The following is a 25,906-nucleotide window of genomic DNA, read 5'->3' as shown; positions in this document are numbered from 1 at the left end:
CACTTGCGCCGCCTTTCCAGGCGGCGCTTCCAACAACTTGGTAAGAGACACGATATGACCCGCATTTCGACCACGCATGTAGGAAGCCTTCCGCGCACGCAGGAGGTTGTCGATTTCATCTTCGCGCGCGAGCGGGAAGAGCCGTTTGATCAAGCTGCGTTTGATGCCTGCATGACCTCGGCGGTTTCCGAGACCGTTCGCAAGCAGGCTGAGGCCGGGGTCGATATCGTGTCGGATGGCGAGACGTCGAAAATTTCCTACGCGACCTACGTCAAAGACCGCTACACCGGTTTTGACGGGGACAGCCCGCGCAACGCTCCGGCGGATCTGAAGATGTTTCCGGGCTTTCTGAAACGCCTGGCCGATGACGGTGGTACACCGCAATACGCGCGCCCGATGTGCGTAGGTGAAGTCCGTTCAAAGGGGCAAGGGGAGCTGCAGAAAGACATCGACAATCTTAAGGCTGCGATGGCTGCGCACGGTGTCGAACGTGGGTTTATGAATGCCGCGAGCCCGGGTGTTATTTCACTGTTCCTTCAGAACGATTTCTATGCGACGCGCGAGGCGTATCTGGAAGCACTCGCTGAGGCAATGAAGCAGGAATACGAGACTATCGTGGGTGCAGGGCTGGAATTGCAGCTGGACTGCCCGGATCTGGCGTTGTCGCGCCACATGCTGTTCACCGACCTGTCGGACGAAGAATTCGTGAAGGTCGCCGACATGCATGTTGAGGCGCTGAACCACGCATTGGAAAACGTGCCTTCGGACAAGGTCCGTGTTCATATCTGCTGGGGCAACTACGAAGGGCCGCATTGCTGCGATATCGGCATGGACAAGGTGTTTTCTACCCTAATGTCGACCAAGGCGCGCTACGTACTGTTTGAGACCTCGAACCCCCGTCACGCGCATGAATGGACTGTGTTCCGCGACCGCAAGGCCGAAATCCCGGATGATAAGGTTCTGGTGCCGGGCGTGGTGGATACCACCACCAACTTTGTCGAACACCCCGAACTGATTGCGCAGCGGATTGAGCGGTTTGCGGATATTGTCGGCCCGGACCGGGTTATTGCCGGATCAGACTGCGGGTTCGGAACCTTCGCGGGTTTCGGCGCGGTTGATCCCGATATCGCGTACGCCAAGCTGAGCGCGCTGGCCGAAGGGGCTGCTCTGGTCAAATGACGCCGCTTATTCTTCTGCCCGGCATGATGTGCGATGCGCGGCTGTTCAGCCCTCAGATCGCAGCGCTGTCGGGCAGCTATCCGATACTGTGCGCACCGATTGGAGGGCATGATACTACGGCCGCTCTGGCGGCCGAGGTATTGGCCTATGCGCCGCCTCGATTTGCTTTGGCGGGTCTATCCATGGGCGGGATCGTGGCGATGGAAATCCTGCGCCAAGCGCCCGAGCGTGTCTCGGGGTTGGCCCTGCTGGATACGAACCCTTTGGCCGAACTGGATGAGGTTAAAGCCCGCCGCACCCCGCAGATTGAGGCCGCGAAACAAGGTGGTTTGCGGACGGTGATGGCGGAAGAAATGAAGCCGAACTACCTGACGGACGGGCCCAATCGCGCGGCCATTCTGGACTTGTGCATGGAAATGGCGATGGGTCTGGGGGCTGACGTTTTTGTCAACCAATCCATCGCGTTACGCGACCGTCCTGATCAAAGCGAAACACTGCGCAACTATACCCGCGAGACGCTGATCCTGTGCGGTCGCGATGATGTACTGTGCCCCGTCTCGCGGCACGAATTGATGCATGAACTGGTGCTTGATAGCCGACTTGAGATTATCGAACAGGCCGGACACCTGCCCACTCTGGAACAACCTGAAAAGACAACAGCGGCTCTGCGCCGCTGGTTGGAGGCGATATGAAACAATCCCTGCTGGACCTTCTGAAATCCGTTGATACCCCGACAGTGTGCAATGCGATTGAGGTCGCCCAAGGCAAGCGCGGGTTCAATGCGTTCACGCGGGGCACGATGCTGTGTTCGAACCCTGACGCGGGCGCAATGGTCGGCTATGCCCGAACGGCCAAGATCGCCGCTGTGAACCCGCCTGAAGAGCCTCCCGGAATCATCCGAAAACGTCGGATGGACTACTATCGTCACATGGCGACGGGCACAGGCCCGGCTGTCACCGTTGTCGAGGACGTGGATTACCCGCATTGCATTGGGGCCTATTGGGGAGAGATCAACACAACGGTCCATAAAGGGTTTGGTGTCAGCGGTGCGCTGACCAACGGTGTCATGCGCGATCTGGGCGATTTGCCGGATGGGTTTCCGGTTGTGGCCGGGTCCGTTGGCTCAAGCCATGGATTCGTGCACGTAAAGGAAATCGGGACGTCCGTGAATATCTTTGGTCTGACGATCCAGGATGGTGATCTGGTGCACGCAGATCGGCACGGCGCTTTGGTGATCCCGCCTGAGGTTGTTGATGTGTTAGAGCAAGCCATCAATAAGCTCCTGGAAACCGAGAAGCTAATCCTCGCGCCAGCTCGTGAGCCAGGTTTTGATTTCGAAGCCTTTGAGGCGGCCTGGGCCGCATTTGAGGCGTCGCGGACATAAGCCCCCCAGCCTTGAACCCGTTTGGAGTCAGGGCTGTCGTTTTTCGGTTGGTTGACCACAAGTTGGGCAGCGTCCCTTACCCGGGTCCGTCTCGGCATGTACGCGAACGCGGATATGGTCGGCGGCGCGGCGCGACAGGCCCAGCTGCTTGCGCAGGGCCTCGATGTCAGCCTCATCCGCCTCGCAAATGTTGCCGTCCTCCAGCGCCTTTCTGAACTCGCGTTCAAGGCTTGCGCGTCGGCGGTGCAACTGATCGTTCAACCCGCTGGCGATGATACCGGCTGGCAGCGCGGCCATACCGATGCCAATCACGGTGATTGCGGCTCCGAATATCTTACCGGCCACCGTAATTGGGGTCACGTCGCCATAGCCGACAGTTGTCAGCGTCGCCATCGCCCACCACATCGCCGCAGGGATTGAGCCGAATGCGTCAGGCTGCGCCTCGTGCTCAGCCAGCCACGCGCCGCTGGCTGCAAAGATCAGCATGACCATCAGGATGAAGAACCCGGCAAAGAAGGCTCCGGCCTCTTCCTCGAACACGGCCAGCAACATGCCAAGCGCGGGTGAATAGCGCGTGAGTTTGAGCAACCGCAACATGCGGAAAGTCCGCAACAATCGCAGATCAACCGGAAAGATCAGGTAAAGCAGCGCTGGCAATATCGCCAGCAAGTCGATCAGAGCGATCGGTGAGGTCGCCCATTTTGCGCGGGACTCATAGTCGGGGTTTTCTGGTGCAACCCACAGCCGGGCTGCGTATTCGACCACGAAAACAAGCAGGGATAGCCCTTCGAAAATAAGCAGCGCTGTACCCCAGCGATCATAGATGGAATCGACGGTTTCCAAAATGACAGCGGTAACGTTCAGCGTGATCAGCAGGATCAGAGCAATTTCCAGCAACCAGGGTCCTGTTGCGGCTCGGTCCGGACGCTCGAGCCACCAATAGACTTTTCTGCGCATTTCGTTTTCGTCGGCCATTGTTTCACTCATGCCGGAATTTCGACCACGCACGGGCTAGGGGAACCGCGATTTGCGAAAGCAGCGCGGTACCCCAGATCATGTTGCCGACCAATGAGGGGACATGGGGGACGATGAAGAAGCAGGCAAGTGCCAGCGCGATCCCAAACACGCGCACGTCCCAACGACCAAAGTCCGTTGCCAACCGGTGTTCGATCACGTTCTGCAAGACCCAAAGCATGGCGATGTAGCCTGCAAGGCCAAAGCAGCCGATGGCCGCGTATTCGGTGGGGTAGGGCTCCCAAAAGCCGACCTTGACCTCGGCGGCCAGCGCGACGCCTACCATGACGCCGCACAGCATCAAAACCAGATGCGCAAGCCACCACGTGACCAGTGTGGATACCTTTTTGTCCTTGGGTTTCGCATTGCCGACAAAGTCGAAATAGATCCAACACATGACGAACATCGATACGCCGCCGATGACGAAGTTGACCAGCACGTCGGGCGACACTTTGTAGATGCCCTTTTCCGACAGGGTGACGACCAACTTGAAGAACCCTTCGCCCAGAACGATCAGGGTCAGCAAAGCGAACCTCTCGGCCATATGACCTAGGCGCGGGACGAACCGTTCAAAGCGCAGAACCGTTACGCCGGGGATCATGTAAAGTGCCTGCGTGGCTACCATTGCAGCGGCAAACACCCAGTAGGCTAGTGGCGTTGGCAGGAAAGCCGTAAACGCAAAGATCACCGCAAAGATCGAGAAGTTGCGGATTTGCGCGGACGACATCGACTGTCCGGATGAGTTGACCCGCCGTGCGCGATAGTACAGCGCGGCAATCATCGCCCGGTTCGCTGCAAATCCCAGTGCAAAGAAAACCCACCCTTTGCCGTCAATGGCCGGGATCGCTGCAGCCATGAACATCACCGTGCAAATCATCACAGCCATGATGAGGCGGTGCCAGAAGTCTGTACTGACATAGATCGAGTTGAAAATGCTCAACTCGCCCCACGCATACCAGAGCGTGATAAAGACCCCCGCGAACACAAGAAACCCATGGAAATCAAGGTGGTGCGACAGGTAGTTGCCCAGCAGGAAGATTGTCACAACGTGGATCAGGTCATAGAACAACTCGGCCCAGTGGACGTGGTCATGCGCGTGGTCAAGATCTTGATGGTGCTGGGGCTTTCGCCACATGGGGTGTTCGTGAAGGGCCATAAAGAAGGAACTCTTGAAGGTGATAGAATGAAGTGGCCGACAGGCGGCCACCCTGTGTTTGGTTTGGGTGTTAATCCAAGGTTGTCGCGCAGACCCACACCATGCAACCCCCATGACGATTGTTCGGCACGGGAATGCCGGGCATTAGCTTATCCGACATGGGGCGATTGAGCCCGCGCGCTCTGCCAACCTTACGCGGCCTGATCGTCTTGCAGGTGTTGCAGGATTCGCGCGTAGTTGTCTTCGCCCTGCGCGCCGGTCACTAGATGACGTCGGTTGAACACCATGGCGGGAACACCTTGAATACCTTGGCGAATCCAGAACTGCTGTTTCTGGCGCACGATATCGGACCGCTCACCGCTCTGCAGCATGGCCAACGCATCGGCACGGTCCAACCCGGTACTGGCGGCTGTATCGGCCAGAACCTCAATGTCCGAAACGTCCTCGCGCCGGGTAAAGAACGCCGCAAAAAGAGCTTGTTTCATGTCGTGCCCTTTGCCCTGCTCAGAAGCCCAGTCGATCAACTGATGCGCACGAAACGTGTTATACATCCGCATGTCGTCAGCGTAGTTGAAGGTAAACCCAAGCGCGGCCCCCATTTCAGTGAGGCGCGCCCGCGCCTTGATCGACCCTGCCAAAGTCGTTCCATATTTGGCCGCCAGATGTTCGCGCAGGTTTTCTCCGCCCGCCGCCATCTGCGGGTTGAGCTCAAACGGATGCCAATGAACATCAAGTTCGATACCGGTGTTCTGCGCCGCTTTGGCCAGTTGCCGGTAGCCAATGACGCACCACGGGCAGACAACGTCTGATACGATATCGACGCGGATAGGGAGAGCTTCGGGCACGGTCAGCTTCCTTTCACGTCACTGGAAAAGCGCGCTGCGTTTTCCTTTGCGAAAGCGCTGGCATCCGCATCGGCATCCCAGAACTGCGGGTTGGCCTTGGGGATGGTCAGCGCCCGCTGCACGGCGGGTCGGGCGTCAATTCGGTCGAACCAGGCGTTCAGATGCGGCAGGTCCGATACATCAACGCGCGCCCAGACATAGGCGCGTGCCCACGGGTACAGCATCATGTCGGCGATGGTGTATTCGTCCGCAGCGACCCATTCGCGCCCCTCAAGACGTGCGTTCATCACCTCCATCAGACGACGGCTTTCGTCGACGTAGCGGCGGATCGAGAACGGTTCATCATGACCGTTGGGTGCGGCGATGTGTTGGAAATACATGGCCTGTCCCATCATCGGACCAACGTGGCCGACTTGAAACAACATCCACTGCATCACCTCGGATCGCTTAACCGGATCGGATGGCAGAAACTGCCCGTATTTCTCGGCCAGATGCCACAGGATCGCACCGGATTCAAAGATCGCGCGCCCTTCGGCGCGGTCTTCAATGGTTGGGATTTTGCCGTTGGGATTCAGCGCCAGATAGTCCGGCGCTTTCTGCTCTTGTTTGGAAAAGTTGATGTGAGTCAGGTCGTACGGCACGCCTGCCTCTTCCAAAAAGATGACCGGCTTGTAACCGTTCATCGTTCCGGCGGTGTAAAGATGGATATCAGGCTGGGACATGTTCGACCTCGGCAAATGTGGCCTTCAGATGGGCATCAAAACGGGCAAAGTCCGCTTCGATCTCGGGGTTCTTCATAACATCAAATGCTGCAAAAGTCGGCAGGGGCTGCAGGGCAAAGAACTTTGCGTTCAGGTGCATCGGGCGCAACAAGTCATCGACGCTGCCGCCGGCAAAGAACGGTTCGGACGCGTCATCAAATGCCTCTTTGGGCGCATTGAACGTGACCGATAGCATGTAGTTTTTGCCGTTCAGCGTGCCGCCTGTGCCGTAGTTGGCTTTCGGCGCGTCCGTCGTGCGGCCATCCCCTGCGCACAGGCGGCCATCCATACCGGCTGTGTAAACCTCATCCATATACTTCTTAAAAACCCAAGGCACGCCCATCCAGTTCACCGGAAACTGCATGATGACTGTGTCGGCCCACAAATGCGCCTCGACCTCGGTATTGGCGTCATAGCCGTCGGCGACGGTGGTCACGCGCACCTCATGCCCCATTGCGGTCAGGGTGTCTCGTGCGTGGTCGGTCAGGCTGGCGTTCAATTGGCCGGGGGCAAACTCGTAGGGCTGGGTGCCGTTCACGATCAGGATTTTGCTCATGTCCATATCCTATATGTGCAATCTCTGAACCCTTGACTTGCGGCGGGTTCATGGTGAATTTGAGTCTGCAGGTTGAGAAATGCAACTAGTATACTTTTGGTAACCTACTTGCCTGAGCGAAAGGACGACAATGCGCGCGCGAATAAACGAGGACGCCAAGGGACGCCGACGGGTCACCGAGGCCTGTCTGGAGCCTTGTGCGATTGAACGCGGCATGCGGATCATCGGCGGCAAATGGACCGGCTCCATCTTGTGGCACCTGAAGGACGGTCCTGTGCGCTTCAACGATCTGTCCCGCATGATAGGCGGGGCCAGCAAAAAGATGATCACCGAACGGCTGCGCCAGCTCGAGGATCAGGGGCTGGTGCATCGTCAGGTGATGGATACCGCCCCTGTATCGGTTCAGTACTCGGTCACTGAGCTGGGGCAGACGGCCCTTGGCTTTCTTGATGAGCTGCGCAAGTGGACTGAAAAGCTGCCAAAAGGGTTGCACAAGGAGCCGTAAGGGCCCTGCGCGTGTTGAGTGAAATTTCTTCAACAACTGCGCCGAATTATTGATTTCTCTGCGCTCTGGAATCCCGGTCTAATATCCGCGTTGGAGAGCGCGAATGACCAGACGCACGCAAAATCGACGGGCTCGGGTGGAAACGCAACGGGTTGCCACAACTGGGCCGCTTCACGTCGGAGGGGCCTTGAAGCCTTTGTCGACTGCAGAGGCAGACCGGATCGTGGACCATGCCTTTGATATTCTTGCGAATGTGGGGATGGCAGGCCTGCCGGACGCGGCCACCGAACGCGCTTTGTCTGATGGGGCAGCCAAGCGCAGCGATGGTCGGTTGTGCTTTCCCAAGGACATGATCCTGCGCGCCTTGGACAGGGCGCCTTCACAAGTGAACCTGCCGGGGTTTCTTTCCGCGCGCGACCTGCGGGTCGGGGGCGGGACCGTGCATGTCGGCACCGGCGGCGCAGCGGTGCAAGTGCTGGATGCGGCGAATGGGGTCTATCGCGACAGCCATTTGGTCGATCTCTACGATCTGATGCGGGTACTAGAGGCCTCTCCCAACATCCACTACGGGCTGCGACCGGTCGTTGCCCGCGATCTGATCGATCCGTTCGAGTTGGACGTGAACTCGGCCTTTGCCTGCATGAAGGCCACCTCGAAACCAATCGGCATCAGCTTTTGCGAGGCCGATCATATCGCCCCGATTGTCGAGATGTTCGATATGGCCCTCGGCGCGCCCGGAGCGTTTCGCGACCGGCCGTTTTGCATGGCGGTGATCGTGCATGTGGTTCCGCCGCTGACCTTCGCGGCCGAAGGTATCCAGATGTTGGAGCAGGCGGTCCAGGCGGGCATGATCCCACAAATCTGCTCGGCCGGGCAGGCGGGTGCGACCAGCCCGGTTACCCTGGCCGGAGCGCTGGCGCAGGGGATGGCGGAATGTCTGGCCGGGTTGGCCGTGGTCGACGGCCTCCAACGCGGTGCGCCATGTATCTATGCGCTGATGCCGTTCATCTCGGACCTGCGCACAGGCGCGATGAGCGGCGGTGGGGGCGAAGCGGCCATCGCAAACGCAGCAGCGGCTCAGCTGCTGGCTCATGTCGGGCTGCCTTCAACCGTGTCCGCCGGTATGACGGATTCAAAACTGGTGGATGCACAGGCCGGATATGAAAAGGGCTATACCGTGGCTTTGGCAGGTCACGCCGGGGCAGACATGATCAACCTGTCCGTCGGAATGCTGGGGTCGATCATGGTCGCCAGCCCCGAGGCAATGGTCATCGACGACGATATGTGCGGAGCGATCCTGCGGTCGATCAGAGGGATTGAAGTGTCCGATGCCACGCTTGATCTGGCGGCAGTGGAACGCGTGGTCACGCAAGACGGACACTATTTGGGCGAGGCCGAAACCCTCAACCGGATGAAGACGGACTACTATTATCCGACGCTTGCCGACCGGCAGAGCGTAGATGATTGGATCGACGCAGGCAGGCCATCGGTCTGGGATCGTGCGCAGCACCGCGTGGCGGACATTCTGGCCAGCCCGCCCGCAACGCACCTAAGCTCGGAAGCAGAGGCGCACATTCGTGACCGCTTTCCAATCCGGCTTGAGAGATGAAAGGAACTCTGATGCACGTCTTTCGCAGTATGATCATCGACGCGGATATCGACAGGGTCTGGTCCGCTGTGCGCGCCTTTGACGGTGTCGTGGCCTGGAACCCGGGCGTGGATCGGGCCGAACTTGAAAACGGTGCGCCAACCGCGATTGGGACAGTGCGAAACCTGAGTATTCCCGATGGCACCACCTTTCGTGAAACCCTGCTGGCGCATTCCGATGCCGATCACTTCTATACCTACGACATTCTCGAATGCCCGTTGCCAGTGACAGATTATGTCTCGACACATCGGTTCATCCCGATCACGCACAGTGGTCAGACGCTGGGCATATGGGAAAGTCGATTTGATTGTGCGCCTCAGGATCGCGCCGAGATGGAGCGTATCGTTGGCGATGCCATCTATATCGGCGGCATGACCGGATTGAACGCTTACCTGAAAGGAGAGTGAAAGTGGCCGATACGCTTGCCCCACGCGCCGTGATTGGCGTTATGACCCCGGCGATGAACACAGTTGTTCAGCCGGAGCTTGAGCTTTTGCGCCCCGAAGGTGTGACCAACCAGATGCAACGATTTCGGCTGGGTGGCGACAACTTCTCGGATGATCTGCCGGATGAAGCTGCCAAGCTGATGGATTGCAAGCCAGCGGCTATAGCCATTGGGCTGACCACGGATGCAGGCCCCGGCGGGCCGGACAAGCTGAAAGCGCGATGTGATGAGATTGCGGAACAACTCGGTGTGCCCGTTCTGGGGGCGTCCGGCGCGGATTATGCTGCCTTGTGTGCGCTTGGTGCGCAGCGCGTGGGGATCGTGACCCCATTCAATGCCGAGGTCGACGCGGTCGTGCGCGCAAATACCGAGGCCGCCGGTTTCGAGGTTGTCGCGATCCATGGTACCCAAGCGCCATCCTTGCCCGAAATTTGCGAAACGCCATTGGAAGATATTCGCGCGGTGTTCGCCCGGGTGGCTGCCTCGGACTGTGACGTGATCCTGCAGGTTGGAACTGCATTGCCCGTAGTGGCCCTGATTGCCGAGCTTGAGGGCGCGCACGGCAAACCCATCGTCGCCTGCAATGCAGCGGTCTATTGGCAGACCCTGCGCAGCATCGGGATCACTGATCCGATTTCCGGATTTGGAAAACTGTTGGAGCAGCACTGAATGCGAACACATGCCGAGGTTGTCGTAATTGGCGGCGGAGCCGTCGGGGCGGCCATTCTGTATCACCTTGCTCAGGCCGGTATCACCGAAACAGTCCTAATCGAGAAAAACGAATTGACAGCAGGGTCCACCTGGCATGCGGCGGGAAACATCCCGACCTATGCGAATTCATGGCTGGGGATGCGGGCCGGGAACTATGCGTGGTCTCTGTACAAAGAGCTTGAAAAAGACCCCGAAGCGCCGGTCACCTACCGCCATACTCAGGCGATCTGGCCCGCGCATACTCCGGAACGTATGCAACTGTTCCAGCACCTGTGCGGTGTTTCGCGTTCGGCAGGGTTCGAATTGGCGATGCTCAGTCCGGATGAGATCGAGGCGCGGCACCCTTATTGGCAGGCTGACGACACCGTGTTGGGCGGCATTCTGGATCCTTACGAAGGTGACATCGACCCCAGTCAATTGACGCAGGCGCTGGCCAAGCATGCGCGTGCTTTGGGGGCCGAAGTGCGCCGGTTTACCCGCGTGACCGGCTTGACCCAACGACCAAACGGCGAGTGGGAGGTCGAGACCCCGGATGGCACAGTGGTGGCCGGAACGGTGATTAATGCGGCGGGGTCCAGCGGCGCGATGATTGCGGCCATGGCCGGGCTGCAGCTGCCGGTGGTGACGCTGGAACATCAATACATGGTGACCACAGCGTTGCCTCAGCTTGAAGAAGACACCGATTTGTTCCCGCTGATCCGGGATCCTGACATCCGGTTCTACCTGCGGCGGGAACGTAATGCGCTGTTGCTGGGATCCTATGCGCACGAAGGGCGTCCGGTCTGGCAAGACGGTGTACCCGCCGATTTTGACCACCAGCTTTTCGCCGATGATGTGGACGGGATGATGGCGGTGTTCGAGGCCGCTGCGGCCCATGTCCCGATCCTGGCCGAGGCGGGCGCGCAGCGCTTTGTGAACGGCCCGATCCCCTATGCGCCCGACGCCTTACCGCTGGTCGGCCCCGCGAGTGGGGTGCGCAACTTTTACCACGCGACCGGTGTGCAAATTGGCATCACGCATTCCGCAGCGATCGGTAAAGCCATGGTTGAATGGCTCGCGGGCGGAGAGACCGAGTGGGACTTGTCCGCCTGGGATCCGCGCCGATTTGGCGACTGGGCCACTCAGGACTATGCGGCGGCCCGGGCGTCCGAGCATTATGATCTGCAATACGCCATTCCCTATCCGCACCGGATCATGCCGTCCGGTCGTCCGGTGAACAGAACGCCGCTGTACGATCACCTAAAGGGGCAGGGGGCCGTGATGGGCCAGATCGGCGGATGGGAGCGCGCTTTCTGGTTCCAGCGCGAAGGCATTTCAGACACTGGCGCGCTGAGCTTTGGGCACGAGCCCTGGCAAGATGCCGTTCGTTTGGAATGCAAAACTGTACGCGATGCGGTCGGCATCATGGATCACGGCGGTTTCACCAAGTACGTTGTTGAAGGGCCGGATGCGTTCGACGCTCTGAACGCTTTGGTTTGCGGTACGCTGCCGCCAGTTGGGCGGGTCCGTCTGTCTTACATGCTGACGCCCCAGGGCCGCATCTGGTCCGAGGCGACGATTGCCCGTCTGGCCGAGGATCGGTTTCTGCTCTGCGGTCCAACGCTGGCCGTGGATCGGGATTTTGACTGGATTTCTCACAGCTTTGGCACTGCTAACGTCACGCTCAGCAAAGGCTATGACCATGACAGCGTCTTGCTTGTGATGGGCCCCCGCGCGCGCGATGTGTTGCAGACGCTTACATCCGCTGATCTGCACGCACCGTGGATGAGCGTTGCGGAAATTGATGTCGCCGGAGTGTCGGTCACTGCGCTGCGTGTCAGCTATGTGGGTGAGCTAGGCTGGGAATTGCACGTTTCCTCTGAGGACCTGGAACAGCTCTACGCGGCGATCTGGCGGGCCGGGCAGGATTACGGCATCTGCAATTTCGGCTCTTACGCGCTGAACGCCATGCGGGTCGAGAAAGGCTATCACGGATGGGGCGCGGACTTTGGCACAGAATACACATTGTTCGATGCAGGCCTGTCCAAGTTCGCCAATCTGTCCAAAGGCACGTTTTGCGGCCGAGAAGCCGTGGTCCAGCAACAGCAAACTGACCCCGAATGGAGCTTTATTGGGTTGGAAATCACCGATCCGAGCCCCGAGCCCCTGCCATCGGACCCCATCGTCAAAGATGGAGAGCTGATCGGCTATCTGACCTCGGTATCGATGGGGTATCGCACAGGCAAGCTGTTGGCGCTGGGGTATGTCCAGCATGGCAGTTTGGCGATGGGTGAGGCGTGCCATGTTCAGGCGTTCGGAGAGATGCGTGGCGCGACCCGGCACAGCCATCATGTGTATGACCCCGACAACACCCGGCTGCGCGCTTAACCGAACCCGTCGTTGCGGGCCGCCCACTGGGCCAGTGTCTGGCTGACATCCCAAATCGGGCCACTTTCCTTGTCTTCGGATCGGATAAGGGCCCGCCAACAGATGTCGATGCCATCCTGACCCACCCGCAACCCGACGATGCGTCCCGCGTTTATCGCGGGGCGCACGGCCCAACCAGCCAAAACGCTGCTTCCCTGTCCGGCGGCGACAAGCTCGACTATTGCCTCTGGCAGCTCAACGGTTGTCGCCCAGCGGGGATAGCGTCCCGACGGGCGAAACAGACGGGCGAATTCCCGGTCGGGTTCCGGGGTCAGGGCATAGGTGATGAAGTCTTCGTTCTCGATATCCGACCCATTGACATAGGGTTTCCCTGCCAAACGGTGATGTGGTGGGACGATGAACTGCAGCTCGTCCCGGAACAAGAGCACCTGATGCGTCCCAATGGGGCGGGTTTCACCCGAGGTGATGACGATATCGACATGCCGATTGGTCAGGGCAAGAACAGGATCACGCGTTACGTTGGCCATGACCTGCAGTTCGATGCCCGGCAAATGCCTGCGTAGCTCAGTCGTGAACGCAGGTAGCCAGTGATAGGTGCTGTACGCCTCGATACCGATGCGCACAACATGCTCCACCCCGCGATCCATGCGGCGGACATCCCGCTCGGCCTTGTCCATTTCGCTGAGGACGCGGTCGGCCATATCGGCCAGATACTCTGCCGCCGGAGTCATGCGCAGCCGTTTGTGCATACGGGTGAACAAAACCATGTCCAAACGCCGCTCGGCTTCGCGGATGCGATGGGACAACGCAGAGGGCGTCACACCCAGCGCATCGGCCGCGTCCGTGACGCGCCCATGTTTCGCTATGGCCTGGACCATCTTGAGATGCCGGAAATCCAGAAGCGGCCCGTCAGCCATTGTGTCACCTGAGAGAAATTCATGTTTTTGCGTAATTGTTTGAGGCTGATTGCTTAACCGGTCAAGGCAGAATTGCTTGGGCATTGGCAACAATTGCACGTCTTCGGCGACGTTGCCCCAGCGACCTGATTGATCCCTTTGCAACGGGCAAGCCCTTTCTCAAAGGGTCCCGATTTGCGTGTAAGCGCTTACTGGCATAGAGTGCGCAAATTGAAATTGATTAATCCGATGTTTGAGTTGTGACCTGTGTGAGTTGTTCTGGCCTGAATTGTCGAGGTGCCCGCGTTGCTATCGGATATAGCAAACGTCACCCTGTGGAGACGATGACGGAGATCAGAGACCGGATAGAGGAAACGGACAACCGCGCCGCAGTTCGCTCGATGTATTCTCCAACCAGCCTGAGCAGGTACGCTTCTGATGCAGTTTAGACATAACACGGAATGGGCAGATGACCCGCTGACAGAGATGCATCCGCGGCCTCTGGAATGGATTGAACACGCAGACGACATCCACAAGAAAGTTGTTCTGGTGGACTGGATGCTGGGCAACCGCTGCAACTACGCCTGCAGCTATTGCCCCGCCGCGTTGCATGACGGAACGATAGGGTGGCAAAGCCTCGAAGACGTCGTGGGCATGATTGAGGCGCTGCAAGAACACTATCAGGAAGGTCTGGGCAGTCAGGTGTGGCTGCAACTAACGGGGGGCGAACCAACGCTGCACCCAAAGATCAAGGACATCCTGAGCGCCGCCCGCGCGCATGAAATGAAAGTCAGCTTGATCTCCAATGGATCGCGAACCGAGCGGTTCTGGCAGGTCATTCGCGACAAGCTGGACTCGTTGATCCTGACCTACCATCTGGAAGAGGCCGACTTTGAGCATGTCCGCCGTGTTATCGCAATTTTGTCCGAGGTGATCCACGTTCAGGTCAACATCACCATGAACCCGGACCGCTTTGACGAAAGCTATGACGTTGCGCGTAAGCTGGGGCAGGAATTCCCGCGTATTGGGATTGTTATGAAGCCCCTGCGGCTTGAATTTCGAAATGAGCTTTATCCCTATAGCGACGAACAGCTTGCCAAGATGCGCGAGCGGGTGTCCAACCCCGGTGGATCGGGCGGCAAGCTGCGCCACCCTCGTGGGATCATGGTTCGAAACAACGCTGACGGCTCGCGCGAGACGTTCCGGCCCAATGAGTTCATTATGCGTGGCGAAAACCGCTGGAAAGGCTGGACCTGTGACGCGGGGATCGAGTCTTTGCGCATTGCCGGAGATGGCGGCGTGTTCCGCGCCGTATGCGGTGTCGGAGGACGCATTGGAAAAATCGGCGGTGACATCGCTCTGCCCGAGGGGGCGGTCATTTGCACCAAAGAGTCGTGCTCCTGCGTCGCCGACATTCTGATCTCAAAATTCAAGTGGGATTAACCTCGCCCTACCGCTGACATCAACAGGATTCAACGCCGCTGAAAACCGCAAGCGGATGACGCCCGTCACCGCTTTACTTGTTTTCGAGCGGTCAATTTTTTATACTGTTTTACACATTTATTTTGGATTTTTTGATGTTCACGAGTGTATTTGGTTTGCCCGAGTTGCGACAGCGTAGAGCGTGTTCCGGCGGCCAGTTCGGGGGTATTGATGACAAAGGCCAGCGACCCAAAAGCTCGACCTGAAGTTGCGAAAAAAGGCACTCAGAAAGTGTCTGACCTTTATGATTTCGTACAGTCTCCTGAATGGCAGGAGGTGCTTGAAAATGCAGGGAAACAGCAGGGCGTAGCCCAGGCTGCGAAGGCAAAGAACGCCAATCAGAGTGCGCAGGCGGGCGCAGGCCACAAAGCAACAAACAACTCAACTTCTGGTAACGCGGCCCGAAAAGGGGCTGAAGCAACAGCGCCGCAACCTCAAACAGTTCGGAAACAGACAAAACCCGCCTCTGCTGTTCCGCAAGGTGAGTCGGCAACAATCCCGCCCAAAAAGAAAGAAAGCGGCCAAAACGTCAAAACGGACGGGGGCGTTCCCGGAAATGCTGCCGCATCGTTTGGTGCCCAGAACGAGAACAAAAAACCAAATCAGGATGCGGTGCAGGACGACAGCCCTCCGGTCGATACGGGCTCTGGATACAGCGAAGCAGATGCTTTGGCCGCGGAACCCAGTCTCCGGTTGTCCGAGGGTGAGGTTGCCGATCGTCTGCGCAAAACCCTTTTGGAGCGGATGGAGGATCAAAAGCGCAGTCGTCGCAAGCTGAAGGTTGGATTTGTGGCCATCGGATGCGTCATCGGAGTTGCGGCTTCTTCCTCGGTGTTTCTTGCGATGTCTGATCGTGGCACCTCAGCACCTGTTGAAAGCGCCGGGCTTGCCAGTGAAGAAACCGAATTGGCCAGTCGAGAGCTGTTTCAGGATACCGAAACAGGTGCGTCTGACCCGACGGATGAGCAGGCTGGTTTAACGGCCAGTGTCTTTGATGCACCTACCGGTTCGCTGCCGTCGGATGAGGCCATAGCCGAGCCGGAAGACGTGGCGGCGTTGACCGATCCCGTGTCAAACCCTGAACGGTCTGGCGAGGTGGAGCCAAAGTTGCTCAGGTTGGCCCCAAGCGTCCGGCCTTTCGTCCCGTCCCTGACTCAGCCGCCGCTGCCGTTGACGTTGCTCAGTTATCGACCGAGGGAAGAGATGAATCTTGGCTTTGTGCGGTTTCAGTCCACACCAGAGATTTTCAGCACTTCCGTCGCGCTGCTAGAAGAGGCTGTGACCGGAACACGGCCCGAAGACTTCTTGGCCGGGGCAATGACCACTGCAGTGCGTGCGCCTATTGCTGTGGAGCCAACGGAAACGCCGTTGGCCCGCCAGAGCGCTCCTACCGTTCCGGTACAGCCCGAGGCTTTGGTTTTTGTGCCACCGCAGGTGCCCGTTGGTCAGGCGACACTGTCCGATCAGGCGTTGGTGTATCAGCCGCAAATTCGTGGTCTGGATGTCGGTACACCCCGCACACCCCGCGCGGGTCTCGCTCCACCCGAGGCACTGGCGTCCTTGGACATCGAACAAGCCCCAATCGCGCCCCCGCCAGTCGCGCTTCCGCCAATGGTGCCTGAGGCAGGTGGTTTGCAGGCCGTTTCACTCGATCCGTCAATCCAATCAGAAGATACTGTTATTTCTTATCAGAGGGTTGATGCCCTCGAGCCGGAGCTGTTCGACACTACTGCGCTGTCAACAGAGCAAGAATTCCTCCCACCAGAACCGCCCGCATCGTCAGAGACACCCATCCCACCCGAAGCGATCGACCGCTCGACGGTCTTAGAAGTTGAGGTCACGCCGGAAGACACACCCCCACCAGCCGCGCGGGTGGCCTTCAGGCTATATGCGCCCAGCAATCTGCCGCAGGGTGTCGTGGACTCGGTTGTAAGCGGCCTGACGACCACGGGTCATGAGCTAAGCGGGCAGGCGCGGGTCGGGTTTGGGATCAGCCAGTCCAACGTTCGATTTTACCACCGTCAGGACGAGGCCCGGGCTGCAACCCTTGCCAAAGACGCAGGCGCCTTGTTGCGCGACTTTACGGACGCCGGCACAAAAACACCCACCGGGATCATCGAGCTATGGCTGGCCGGAGAAGGGTCGGGCGTCGCTGCTGTCAAACGGACCACACGCCAAACCAGGGCCCGAGCGCCAGCGCCAACAAGCCAAGTTAATCGGCTGAGAAGTCAGGTTCTAAGCAAACTTAAAAGAGCGACGACCCAATGAGGGTGGTCTTGAGTTACAATGCAAAGGATTCGACCAATTTTGTGTAGTGTTAATTATTTCCCACGGGGTTTCTAACGATGACGGATAGAAGACTGATCGGCATAGTTACCGCGCTGTTATTTCTGACTACGTCGCAAGGCGCGCGGGCCGAAATCACGCTTGAGCAGCTGCTTGTGATTGATGAGATGCTTTCGACCAACGACATTCAGGCGTTGTATGCATATCTTGAAAGAAACCCGGAATTGCTGACGGGTGAGGATGAGCTGTCGCTTGAGCTCAGAAGCTTTCATGAGGCCGCGTCCGTTGGTGACGTCAATCTTGGGTATGCGACCGCAGCGTCCGCGCCAGCAGATAGCAGCCTGTCTGACAACACATTCACAACCCAGCAGCACTGAACCGGATGTCCGAAATGCAAGCCGTTGGGCGATCGAACACACCTAAGATCGCCTATGTGATCGAACCGCGTTTTTCGGGCGGAACGTCGGCCGCTGTAGCCGCTGAACTGCCGGTTGCCGCCCAATTCGGGCAAGTGGTCGTACATGCGATCACGTCCCGGACTTTTGGTGACAATCAACATGTCTCGCCGGTTTTGCGGCGGATGCTGGACGAGCTGAATATTCCGCTGATCTGGGATGCGCCACGGATCAGCGCGGATTTCGTGTTTCTGCACAACCCGTCCTTTCTCAAACATCAGGACACGCTGAACACCAGGATCATTGCCCGGGATCTACACGTGATCACGCATGAGAATTTCCTGCGACCGGGCGGGGCCGAAGGGTTCGATGTTGCGGCCTGCCTCAACCAGATTGAGGCCTCGACGATTTCGCTGAGAAAAACCCTGGCGCCCATCTCACCTTATAACCGACGCACTGTCACAGAATGGCTGGACACATCCCGCGTGGCGCGGCTGTGGGATGTTCTGGACACGGACTGGTTCAACATCTGTCAGTCCGACATGCGCGGCCCTTGCGAAAACCCACAGGATCGCCGCGGACGCCATTCACGTCCGGGGTTCGAGAAATTTCCGGCAATTGCCGATCTGGAAAACTGTTTTCCGCCACATTCTCAGTGCAATGTCATCCTTGGGGCGGATGCTTTGTTGAATGCCCGTGTTCTGCGCGCGCATTGGAAGTTGCTTCCCTTCGACGCCATAAGTGTGGAAGAGTTCTTTGGAATGATTGACTTTTTCGTATATTTCACAGCGCCGACCTGGCAGGAAAGCTTTGGCCGGGTCGTGGCCGAGGCGATTGCCGCGGGCAAGGTGGTTCTGACCAACCCCGACACCGGGGCCACTTTTGGAGATGCGGTTCTGACCTGTGAACCGGCCGGAGTGAACAAAATCATCGCGGATCTGGTCGCCCATCCGAACAAGTACCATGACCAGGTGGCCAAGTCGCAGGCGGCGCTCAAGGCTTATTCTGCAGAGAATTTCAAGACGATGCTGTCCGGCATTCTGTCTGCCGACAGCGGGGTGCATGCATGATTTACGTCGAAGCTGGCACGCGTTCTCTACGGTCCTTTGATGCGCAGCTGATCTTTGCTGAACAGCTCGCGGCGCGTGGCTTCAATGTCTGTATTGATTCCGAGTATTTTCCCGAAGACCCGGGCCGCGGCAGGTTCTATGAGGCGTCCAAGTTTCTGGCCGATCCCGAAGAGCATAAAGCGCAGACAGTGTTCGTTCTGGGCGCGGAAGAGATCGACGATCAGCTTCTTGCGTCGTTGCGAAAGAAAGAACTGGATCCAAGCGTTCCGGTGATCGCGACTGGACGGTTTCCGACCCAGCAAAGCTATGTCGCTGCCAAGGCACGTCTGGCTTATGCGTTGGGGCGCGAAGTTCGGGTGATGGACCTGACCGATTTTCAGCCGCGTCCGATGCTGGCAGCGACGGCAAGCCCTCTGGTCTCAGATATACGGTCACCCTCCCGACGTCCTGGCAGGGCCTTGCCAAATGTAACCGTTGTTTTGGGTTCGATGGAGCTGGACAACCCCGAGACGCTGTCATGCTTTTCAAGGATGAGCAGCCAGGGTGGCTATAACCTCAAGCTGATTGTCAGCGGGGCTCAGAACGAAGCCATCAAAGCCTCGCCGTTTCACGATCTGTCCACCTATATGTATACCGGGCTCTCTCCGCTGAGCCTGGCCAAATCCACAGATATTCTGGCGTTGTTCGGCAAAGGTATTGCTGGTGTGCGCATGGCTGCCTTTGCGGTTGAGCTGATCGCCACGGGGGGCGTGGTAATTGACTGCACCGAGGACGAAGCACTGATGGCGTCAGGTGCGCCTGCGCTTCTGGGGCCAAAGACACCCTTTGCTTTAGACGGGTATCTGACGGGCCAGGTCATCGGCAATGTCGCGCACATCGCCGAACAGGCCGCCAAGTCGCAGTGGATGCATACGGTAGATATCTCTCGTTTGGAAACGGCTGCTGGCCTAAGACCCAAACAGCGCAAACCTGCGCGAGCCGAGGCAAAAACACTGTTCTTTCCAACAAACGGGGTCGGGTTGGGGCATGCCCAGCGGTGCGCGGTCATGGCGCGCGAGATGCCCGAGGCCGCACCGAAAATGTTTGCGGCCTTTCCAAGCTGTGTGCCGCTGGTGCGCCGTGAAGGCATTGATTGCATTCCGCTGGTTCAGCGCATCGACACAAAGACCAGTGCCGACGGCAATGACGTGCTGACCTATCGTCGACTGAGCGCCGCTTTGCGAGACAACGACACACTGGTTTTTGATGGGGGCTATGTCTTCGACTCCGTTTATCGCGTGATCCGCGAGCGCAGTCTGTCGGCGGCTTGGATCCGGCGCGGGTTGTGGCCCGAAGGCCGCTCGCGACAAACCATGCTGCGCCGCGAAGGGGTGTTTGACCGCGTAATCGTACCGTCCGAGGCGTTTGAGGAACTGAACGACGCCTACAGTTTTGGTGATCACGTGCATTATGTCGGTCCGATCGTGCGTCAGGTGGAGCAGTCCTCGGACGACAAAGAAAAGCTCAGGGCCCGGTTGGCTGAACGGTTCGGCCGGAGTTTCAAGCAACTGGTGGTCAGTATGCTGGGCGGTGGCGTCGCTTCGGACCGCTCGGCGCAGTTGCAGGCGATATCAAGCATGATCGAGGCGCGAAGTGATTGCCTGCATCTGGTCGTGACCTGGCCCGGAAGTACGGTTCAACCGGCGGCGTTCGGCTGGAAGAATACCCATGTGGTTCAGACGCTTGAGGCGACCAAGCTGTGCCTTGTTGCTGATCTGGTTATTTCTGCGGCGGGGTATAACTCGGTCCTCGAGATGCTTTACCACCGGATTCCTGCGATCTTTATCCCGCAATCGGCGCCGTATCTGGATGATCAGGAACGCCGCTCGAGGGCAATGGCCGACCGCGATCTGTGTGCCGTGATTACCGAGCGGGAATTCATGAAGCTTGAGCGTACAGTGACAGACTGTTTGGATCATGACGGAACTGCGTTCTACCGAAACGCGTTGAACGCGTTCAAGCTGCCTAAAACAGGGGCGTCAAAGGCGGCTGCCCTGCTGACCGGATTGGGGGCCAAAAATGAAGGATAGCATTTGGTTCGAAATCCTCAGTCGCGCGTCGCCAAACAAACCCGTGTCGTTGGACGATCTTATGAATGACGATCAGAGCCCGCAGCCTTTGGGCAAGGTCGTATTCCCGCAGATGCGGTTTGCGCCTGCTGTAAACCTCTGGCCAAGAGAGCAGGGCGGACCGGTCTACATCGGCGTCCGGATTCTAGAGCCGCCAGAGACGCCGTACACAGTCGCAAGACTGTTAGCTGCAGCTGCGCTGGAGCGGGACGTATGTCCGATCATCCTCAGCCGGGTCGACTATTGCGGGCTTGAACGGTTCGGATTTCGGGTCGAACGGATTCCCGAAGACCCCAGCGCCGCGCAGGCCGCCGAGGAAGAAATCGGGAAGTACTGGGATCTGGCGATTATCATAAACGGGCATGAAATCGGGATGCTGCGCTAAGCTCCACTGACTATGGAGGGTTCGGTGAAGATTGTGACCGGTGGCCAAACGGGTGTCGATCTGGCGGCATGGCAGTACGCGCTGGATAACGGCATCTCCTATGGTGGGTGGGTTCCGAAAGGACGTTTGAATGAGGCGGGCCGCATTCCGGAACGCTTTAAGGGGCTGACCGAAACCCAGTCCGAAGATGTTGCTGTGCGCACAAAGCGAAACGCGCAGTCTTGCGACGCACTGTTGGTATTTGTTGACGGTGCAACCAGTCCGGGAACTCAACTAACCATTGATTTTGCGAAAGAAATCGGAAAGCCCTGTCTGGTGGTCGACTTGCGGCGGGGGGGCGGGGTATGTGCGGACCAGATCAATTCGTGGATCATGTCACACCCGGCGACCATAGTGAACATAGCGGGCCCAAGAGAAAGCGAAGCACCGGGCATCGGTGCACAGGTGACTGCAGTGTTGCAGCAGGTTCGTTTTCCAATAGACACCAACAGCTGATTGGGGACCGTGAAGATATACGACGTTTCGCCAGTAGGCGCAGCGTCATTCGGTTGATAGGGTCGGGACACGTGATTGCGAAGGCCAGAATTCATGCGTGCAAATACCGCCGGAGAGATCGATTTCGACAAGGTCCTGATCGTTGATGACCACCCGTTGTTCTGCGACGCCCTGTCGATGACACTGCAAAGCGTTGCGCAAATTGGCGAAATCCACACTGCCGACAGGTTGGGCCGGGCAATCGATCTGATGGTCGACGGGTTGCGACCAGACGCTGTTATGCTGGACCTGAACCTTCCCGATGTTGACGGGCTTGAGGGGTTGGCACGCGTAAAGGCCGCAACAGACGCGCCGGTTATTGTGGTGTCGTCCATCTCGGACAATCGCGTCATCAGTCAGGTCATTCAGGCCGGAGCCTCTGGCTATGTGCCCAAACACAGCCAACGCGACGTGTTCCGTACAGCCTTCGAGGCCGTCCACGCAGGAACTGTCTTTGTGCCTGAGGGCTACGTGTTGACCGAAGGTGATGCAGACACAGAACAAAGCGATGCCGTGAACCGTTTGGCGACCCTGACAACCCAGCAATCGCGCATCCTGCAGCTTATCTGCGAAGGCAAGTTGAACAAGCAGATCGCCTATGACCTTTCGATCGCAGAAACCACGGTCAAGGCGCACGTCACCGCAATCATGCGCAAACTCGGCGTACAAAGCCGTACGCAAGCGGTGCTTCTGGCGAACAAAGCCTCGCTGAACAGTGTCTTGCAAGACTGAGCGTAAGCGCCATATCTTAAGGGAACGTCGCGCTTTAGGGAGGAGGGCACGATGAACCAAGCAGTCGGGTGGGCGACAGCCGCAGCCCGTGCGCCAGGTATCGTCAAAACAGGTTTTGTTCATCGAGATACGGATCAGGCAATTGCAAAGCTTGCCGGGTCGCTTGGTGATGATGCCTTGGCATTGGTCATCCTGTTCGTCAGCCCCGGCGCAGATGCTGCCGAGGTTATTGCCGATGCTGCCGACGCCTTTGCTCCAACCCCAGTGATCGGATGCACCACGGCCGGAGAGCTTGCGGATTGCGGCTATAGCGAAGACCAGATCGTTGCCATTGGCTTGCCGTCGTCGCATTTCGAGGCACGGACGCTTCTAGTGCCCGACCTTGACGCGTTTTCGGCGCAAGAGATCATCGACCAGATGATCCGCAACCGCAACGACATGGCCACTTCGGCGGCGGATTGGCGGTATGAATTTTCTTTTCTGATGATCGACGGTCTTTCCACGAAAGAGGATCTGCTGACCTCGGAATTGGCCGTTGGATTAGGGCCGGTGCCATTGTTTGGCGGGTCGGCAGGGGACGGAACGCGTTTTGGCAATACCTATGTTCTGACCGACGGGCAGGCTTTGCAGAACGCCGCCATTTTGACACAGGTCCGAACGCGGTGCCCGATCAAAGTGTTCAAGACGGATCATCTGATGCCGACCGGGCGGCGTATGGTTGTGACCAAAGCCGACCCCGCAAACCGTGTGGTGCAAGAGATCAATGCCGAACCCGCGGCGCGCGAATATGCGCGTCTGCTTGGGAAAGACCCGGAACAACTCACGACCTTTACATTTGCCGCCCATCCGCTGGTCGTTCAAATCGGTGGTCAACATCACGTGCGGGCCATTCAGCAAGTCGCGGGTAATGGTGATCTGGTATTTTTCTCGGCAATTGACGAAGGGTTGGTTCTGACGCTGGCGGAACCTCGGGATATGGTCTCGCATCTGCAGGGAGAGATAGCCGCGCTGACGCAGGATGCACGTCCCGACACGATCCTAGGCTGCGATTGCATCCTCCGCCGCCTTGAAGCGCAGGAAAAGCAAAAGACGGGTGAGCTGTCCCGCCTGCTGTCCGAGAACCACGTCGTCGGGTTTTCGACATATGGCGAGCAATACAATTCGATCCATGTTAACCAGACGCTGACGGGCGTGGCGATCTATCCTCCGGAAGATGGGTAGACGATGATTGAATCCCTGACCGACCCCAATGACCCGCTGGACCGACAAAACGAGAAGCTGCTGAAGATCGTCGCGGCCCTGATGCGGCGGGTTGAGGAATCCACCGATGCCTCGGGCGCGGCCTATGCGCAGTTTCAGCGAGCCGCCATGTTGGAGCAAGAGGTTCGTGCGCGGACCGATGAACTTGAGCGCGCTCTTGAACTGCTGAACGACTCCAATGCACGTCTGGCGCTTGCAAATCAGGAAACCGAGGCCGCACGAGCAGACCTGGCAAACGCGATTGAGGCCGTGCAAGAAGGTTTTGCGCTGTTCAACCGGGATGATGAACTGGTGTTGTGCAACAGTCGGTTTGGTTTGCATATGCCTGACATCAAGACCCGATTGGTTCCCGGATTGCGGTTCTCGCACTATGCAGAACTGGTGAGCCGGTCGAAGTTTCTGTCTCTGCCCAAAGCGGTCGCGCCCGAGGATTGGGTCGAACGTCGCTTGGCCCGTCATGCGGACGATCACGTGGTCTTTAACGTCCGTCTCAGCGGCAATCGCTGGATGCAGGTGTCCGAGCATCGCACCCCGGATGGCGGCACCGTAATCCTGCAGACAGACGTGTCTGACATCATGCGTGTCGAGCGGCGAGAGAGGGATCGTATCCTTGACGACAAGGCCCGGTTGATCCGGGCAACGCTGGAACATATCGATCAGGGCGTCTGTATTTTTGACAGCGCTCTGCGCCTGGTGGGGTGGAACAACCGCGCCAGCGCATTGCTTGCCATTCCCAATGCACAATTTCAGATGGGCGCGCGGTTTCAGACGGTGTTCAATCGGCTGAGCGCCACGATCCGTTTCGAAGGCGGCGTCAGCGACGCGGACTTGCTGGCCTGGGTCAACCGCTCAACGGAACGTCCCCCGCTGCAATTCCAGATGCACAGCGGAGGGGTCAAGATCCTGTCGGTCTTTGCGCAGGAGATGCCCGATCGTGGTTTCGTGATTTCCTTTACGGATGTCACAGACGAAAGAAAGGCCGCGCAGGCTTTGGTCGAGGCTAAGGAATCGCTGGAACAACGCGTCGCGTCCCGCACCATGGAGCTGGCTGACGCGCTGAGCGATGCTGAGCGTGCCAATGCATCGAAATCCAGGTTCGTGGCGGCTGCCAGCCACGATCTGCTACAACCGCTTTCGGCGGCGAAACTCTATGTCTCGACCTTGGGAAGCGGGTTGGACGCAGCCGAGGCACATGCGGTTGCGGCCAAGGCAGAAAGCGCGCTCAACAGCGTTGAACATATTCTTGAAGCGCTTCTGGATATCTCGAAACTGGACTCGGGGCGTGCGTCGGTGCACCTGTCTGCAATCCCGGTCGCAGAGTTGTTTTCCCAGATGGAGGATGCCTTTGGACCAGTGGCTCAGGCCAAGGGACTTGGTTTGCGGTTCGTAAGCACCAGCGCGGTGGTCAAAAGTGACGCCAGCTATCTGCGGCGCATCCTGCAAAACCTGTTGTCGAATGCGATCCGCTACACAGACCACGGCAAGGTTCTGGTCGGTGTCCGGCGCAAGGGGCAGAAACTTGCGATTCAGGTTTGGGACACAGGCGTCGGTATTGCGCCAGAGCAGAGAGATGTTGTTTTTCAGGAGTTTAAGCGGCTGCACTCTGACGCCAGCGCGGCCGAAGGGATGGGGCTGGGCCTTGCAATCGTGGAACGCGCCTGTGGTTTGCTGAACCATCCGATCCATTTGCACTCGGAACCAGGGCGCGGGACCGGATTCTCGGTCGAGGTTCCCACGGTGCGCCCGAAGTTGACTGCGCCGACTGAGGGGGCAGTGGCAGCACTTTCGTGTCCCGATGTGCTGCAAAGAACGGTCGCGCTTTTGATCGAAAGCGATGACAGTCTGCGCAGTGCGCTTTGCATGACGATGGAGACGTGGGGCGTTCAGGTTCTTGAAACGGCCAGCAGGGAAGAGGCCTCAAGTCTGCTGAAAGAGATAGGTATCTTGCCCGATGTCATCGTTGCTGATGAACAGTTGGCCGAGGGCCAAACGGGGACACAGGCCATTGCCCAACTGGCCCAAGAGTTCGGGCGCTTGCCGGGTTGCATAATCTCAGCCGACCGCTCGACCGCGTTAGAGCAGTTTTGCAAGGATGCAGGCTTTCCCTTGCTGCACAAGCCACTTGATGTGCAGCGGCTTAAATCTGTACTTGAGGCCTTGGTTCATTGACGCTTAGCGCCTGAGCGT

General features: G+C 58.3%; 24 protein-coding genes. 18 read left to right on the top strand and 6 right to left on the bottom strand.

The genetic code is table 11. The annotated features are described in order from the left end of the window. The first annotated feature begins 54 nt into the window (after positions 1-54). From GOV53_RS03975 to GOV53_RS03965, 3 genes are read left to right on the top strand one after another with little or no spacing between them, the layout of a single operon-like run. Positions 55-1,179, top strand: a complete 1,125-nt coding sequence (locus tag GOV53_RS03975) for a cobalamin-independent methionine synthase II family protein (protein ID WP_170464385.1) — start codon at positions 55-57, stop codon at positions 1,177-1,179. Then, entirely contained in the window at positions 1,176-1,871 is a 696-nt protein-coding gene (locus tag GOV53_RS03970; protein ID WP_170464384.1) for an alpha/beta fold hydrolase, read from the top strand. The genes GOV53_RS03975 and GOV53_RS03970 overlap by 4 nt, the downstream gene beginning before the upstream one ends. Next, entirely contained in the window at positions 1,868-2,563 is a 696-nt protein-coding gene (locus GOV53_RS03965) for an RraA family protein (RefSeq protein WP_170464383.1), read from the top strand. The genes GOV53_RS03970 and GOV53_RS03965 overlap by 4 nt, the downstream gene beginning before the upstream one ends. A 27-nt stretch (positions 2,564-2,590) precedes the next feature. Here GOV53_RS03965 and GOV53_RS03960 read toward each other — a convergent pair whose 3' ends face one another. From GOV53_RS03960 to GOV53_RS03940, 5 genes are all read right to left on the bottom strand, one after another. After that, positions 2,591-3,538: an ion transporter gene (locus tag GOV53_RS03960; RefSeq protein ID WP_170464382.1), complete on the bottom strand. Its 948-nt coding sequence runs from the start codon at positions 3,536-3,538 to the stop codon at positions 2,591-2,593. 4 nt (positions 3,539-3,542) lie between these two features. Continuing rightward, a complete protein-coding gene (locus tag GOV53_RS03955) occupies positions 3,543-4,733 on the bottom strand; it encodes a low temperature requirement protein A (protein WP_170464381.1) in 1,191 nt (396 codons plus the stop codon). A gap of 191 nt (positions 4,734-4,924) precedes the next feature. Next, complete coding sequence (locus tag GOV53_RS03950; protein WP_170464380.1) at positions 4,925-5,578, bottom strand: DsbA family oxidoreductase; 654 nt, start codon at positions 5,576-5,578, stop codon at positions 4,925-4,927. A gap of 2 nt (positions 5,579-5,580) precedes the next feature. Further along, positions 5,581-6,300, bottom strand: a complete 720-nt coding sequence (locus GOV53_RS03945; RefSeq protein WP_170464379.1) for a glutathione S-transferase family protein — start codon at positions 6,298-6,300, stop codon at positions 5,581-5,583. Further along, positions 6,287-6,895: an NAD(P)H-dependent oxidoreductase gene (locus GOV53_RS03940; RefSeq protein WP_170464378.1), complete on the bottom strand. Its 609-nt coding sequence runs from the start codon at positions 6,893-6,895 to the stop codon at positions 6,287-6,289. The genes GOV53_RS03945 and GOV53_RS03940 overlap by 14 nt, the downstream gene beginning before the upstream one ends. A 130-nt stretch (positions 6,896-7,025) precedes the next feature. Between GOV53_RS03940 and GOV53_RS03935 the strand changes: the two genes are divergently transcribed. The 5 genes from GOV53_RS03935 to GOV53_RS03915 all read left to right on the top strand — a co-directional run bounded on the left by GOV53_RS03935 (position 7,026) and on the right by GOV53_RS03915 (position 12,571). Further along, positions 7,026-7,400: a winged helix-turn-helix transcriptional regulator gene (locus GOV53_RS03935; protein ID WP_170464377.1), complete on the top strand. Its 375-nt coding sequence runs from the start codon at positions 7,026-7,028 to the stop codon at positions 7,398-7,400. 103 nt (positions 7,401-7,503) lie between these two features. Beyond that, entirely contained in the window at positions 7,504-9,009 is a 1,506-nt protein-coding gene (locus tag GOV53_RS03930) for a trimethylamine methyltransferase family protein (RefSeq protein WP_170464376.1), read from the top strand. Further along, positions 9,006-9,455 carry an SRPBCC family protein gene (locus GOV53_RS03925; protein WP_170422243.1) on the top strand — a complete coding sequence of 150 codons (450 nt, stop codon included), beginning with the start codon at positions 9,006-9,008 and terminating at the stop codon, positions 9,453-9,455. Before GOV53_RS03930 ends, GOV53_RS03925 begins: the two co-directional genes overlap by 4 nt. Positions 9,456-9,457: 2 nt before the next feature. Next, positions 9,458-10,162 carry a maleate cis-trans isomerase family protein gene (locus GOV53_RS03920; protein ID WP_170464375.1) on the top strand — a complete coding sequence of 235 codons (705 nt, stop codon included), beginning with the start codon at positions 9,458-9,460 and terminating at the stop codon, positions 10,160-10,162. Beyond that, positions 10,163-12,571 (top strand): GcvT family protein, encoded by a 2,409-nt coding sequence (locus GOV53_RS03915; RefSeq protein ID WP_170464374.1) that lies wholly within the window; start codon positions 10,163-10,165, stop codon positions 12,569-12,571. On the opposite strand, the gene GOV53_RS03910 is transcribed toward GOV53_RS03915, so the two are convergent. Continuing rightward, positions 12,568-13,488, bottom strand: a complete 921-nt coding sequence (locus GOV53_RS03910) for a LysR family transcriptional regulator (RefSeq protein WP_170464373.1) — start codon at positions 13,486-13,488, stop codon at positions 12,568-12,570. The two genes, GOV53_RS03915 and GOV53_RS03910, sit on opposite strands and share 4 nt — an antisense overlap. Positions 13,489-13,905: 417 nt before the next feature. Here GOV53_RS03910 and GOV53_RS03905 point away from each other — a divergent pair, with 417 nt between their 5' ends. The 10 genes from GOV53_RS03905 to GOV53_RS03860 all read left to right on the top strand — a co-directional run bounded on the left by GOV53_RS03905 (position 13,906) and on the right by GOV53_RS03860 (position 25,888). Further along, positions 13,906-14,910 carry a radical SAM protein gene (locus GOV53_RS03905; RefSeq protein WP_170464372.1) on the top strand — a complete coding sequence of 335 codons (1,005 nt, stop codon included), beginning with the start codon at positions 13,906-13,908 and terminating at the stop codon, positions 14,908-14,910. Positions 14,911-15,120: 210 nt separating this feature from the next. Next, on the top strand, positions 15,121-17,217 hold the full coding sequence (locus GOV53_RS03900) for a hypothetical protein (RefSeq protein WP_170464371.1): 2,097 nt from the start codon (positions 15,121-15,123) through the stop codon (positions 17,215-17,217). 77 nt (positions 17,218-17,294) lie between these two features. Then, the gene (locus tag GOV53_RS03895; protein WP_170464370.1) at positions 17,295-17,612 is read left to right on the top strand and encodes a hypothetical protein; all 318 of its coding nucleotides are present in this window, start codon (positions 17,295-17,297) and stop codon (positions 17,610-17,612) included. A 14-nt stretch (positions 17,613-17,626) separates the two neighbouring features. After that, positions 17,627-18,700: a glycosyltransferase gene (locus GOV53_RS03890; protein WP_170464369.1), complete on the top strand. Its 1,074-nt coding sequence runs from the start codon at positions 17,627-17,629 to the stop codon at positions 18,698-18,700. Next, on the top strand, positions 18,697-20,769 hold the full coding sequence (locus tag GOV53_RS03885; protein ID WP_170464368.1) for a glycosyltransferase: 2,073 nt from the start codon (positions 18,697-18,699) through the stop codon (positions 20,767-20,769). Before GOV53_RS03890 ends, GOV53_RS03885 begins: the two co-directional genes overlap by 4 nt. Continuing rightward, positions 20,759-21,193, top strand: coding sequence for a hypothetical protein (locus GOV53_RS03880; protein WP_170464367.1), 435 nt, complete (start codon positions 20,759-20,761; stop codon positions 21,191-21,193). The genes GOV53_RS03885 and GOV53_RS03880 overlap by 11 nt, the downstream gene beginning before the upstream one ends. Before the next feature lie 24 nt (positions 21,194-21,217). Further along, positions 21,218-21,688: a putative molybdenum carrier protein gene (locus GOV53_RS03875; RefSeq protein WP_170464366.1), complete on the top strand. Its 471-nt coding sequence runs from the start codon at positions 21,218-21,220 to the stop codon at positions 21,686-21,688. A 93-nt stretch (positions 21,689-21,781) separates the two neighbouring features. After that, positions 21,782-22,459 carry a response regulator gene (locus GOV53_RS03870; RefSeq protein ID WP_170464365.1) on the top strand — a complete coding sequence of 226 codons (678 nt, stop codon included), beginning with the start codon at positions 21,782-21,784 and terminating at the stop codon, positions 22,457-22,459. 51 nt (positions 22,460-22,510) lie between these two features. Continuing rightward, entirely contained in the window at positions 22,511-23,680 is a 1,170-nt protein-coding gene (locus tag GOV53_RS03865; RefSeq protein ID WP_170464364.1) for an FIST N-terminal domain-containing protein, read from the top strand. Between the two features lie 3 nt (positions 23,681-23,683). Continuing rightward, entirely contained in the window at positions 23,684-25,888 is a 2,205-nt protein-coding gene (locus GOV53_RS03860) for a hybrid sensor histidine kinase/response regulator (protein WP_170464363.1), read from the top strand. Positions 25,889-25,906: the final 18 nt, after the last annotated feature.

The sequence above is a fragment of the Ruegeria arenilitoris genome (genome assembly GCF_013035315.1).
Classification (GTDB): domain Bacteria; phylum Pseudomonadota; class Alphaproteobacteria; order Rhodobacterales; family Rhodobacteraceae; genus Ruegeria; species Ruegeria arenilitoris_D.
This window is presented reverse-complemented; position numbering and strand designations above follow the sequence as displayed.

Coding starts and splice junctions, on each gene's coding strand:
- GOV53_RS03870 (WP_170464365.1), top strand. CDS start 21,782: ATGCGTGCAAATACCGCCGGAGAGATCGATTTCGACAAGGTCCTGATC.
- GOV53_RS03930 (WP_170464376.1), top strand. CDS start 7,504: ATGACCAGACGCACGCAAAATCGACGGGCTCGGGTGGAAACGCAACGG.
- GOV53_RS03915 (WP_170464374.1), top strand. CDS start 10,163: ATGCGAACACATGCCGAGGTTGTCGTAATTGGCGGCGGAGCCGTCGGG.
- GOV53_RS03885 (WP_170464368.1), top strand. CDS start 18,697: ATGATTTACGTCGAAGCTGGCACGCGTTCTCTACGGTCCTTTGATGCG.
- GOV53_RS03910 (WP_170464373.1), bottom strand. CDS start 13,488: ATGGCTGACGGGCCGCTTCTGGATTTCCGGCATCTCAAGATGGTCCAG.
- GOV53_RS03880 (WP_170464367.1), top strand. CDS start 20,759: ATGAAGGATAGCATTTGGTTCGAAATCCTCAGTCGCGCGTCGCCAAAC.
- GOV53_RS03895 (WP_170464370.1), top strand. CDS start 17,295: ATGACGGATAGAAGACTGATCGGCATAGTTACCGCGCTGTTATTTCTG.
- GOV53_RS03970 (WP_170464384.1), top strand. CDS start 1,176: ATGACGCCGCTTATTCTTCTGCCCGGCATGATGTGCGATGCGCGGCTG.
- GOV53_RS03905 (WP_170464372.1), top strand. CDS start 13,906: ATGCAGTTTAGACATAACACGGAATGGGCAGATGACCCGCTGACAGAG.
- GOV53_RS03925 (WP_170422243.1), top strand. CDS start 9,006: ATGAAAGGAACTCTGATGCACGTCTTTCGCAGTATGATCATCGACGCG.
- GOV53_RS03865 (WP_170464364.1), top strand. CDS start 22,511: ATGAACCAAGCAGTCGGGTGGGCGACAGCCGCAGCCCGTGCGCCAGGT.
- GOV53_RS03860 (WP_170464363.1), top strand. CDS start 23,684: ATGATTGAATCCCTGACCGACCCCAATGACCCGCTGGACCGACAAAAC.
- GOV53_RS03960 (WP_170464382.1), bottom strand. CDS start 3,538: ATGGCCGACGAAAACGAAATGCGCAGAAAAGTCTATTGGTGGCTCGAG.
- GOV53_RS03955 (WP_170464381.1), bottom strand. CDS start 4,733: ATGGCCCTTCACGAACACCCCATGTGGCGAAAGCCCCAGCACCATCAA.
- GOV53_RS03900 (WP_170464371.1), top strand. CDS start 15,121: ATGACAAAGGCCAGCGACCCAAAAGCTCGACCTGAAGTTGCGAAAAAA.
- GOV53_RS03940 (WP_170464378.1), bottom strand. CDS start 6,895: ATGAGCAAAATCCTGATCGTGAACGGCACCCAGCCCTACGAGTTTGCC.
- GOV53_RS03975 (WP_170464385.1), top strand. CDS start 55: ATGACCCGCATTTCGACCACGCATGTAGGAAGCCTTCCGCGCACGCAG.
- GOV53_RS03965 (WP_170464383.1), top strand. CDS start 1,868: ATGAAACAATCCCTGCTGGACCTTCTGAAATCCGTTGATACCCCGACA.
- GOV53_RS03935 (WP_170464377.1), top strand. CDS start 7,026: ATGCGCGCGCGAATAAACGAGGACGCCAAGGGACGCCGACGGGTCACC.
- GOV53_RS03890 (WP_170464369.1), top strand. CDS start 17,627: ATGCAAGCCGTTGGGCGATCGAACACACCTAAGATCGCCTATGTGATC.
- GOV53_RS03945 (WP_170464379.1), bottom strand. CDS start 6,300: ATGTCCCAGCCTGATATCCATCTTTACACCGCCGGAACGATGAACGGT.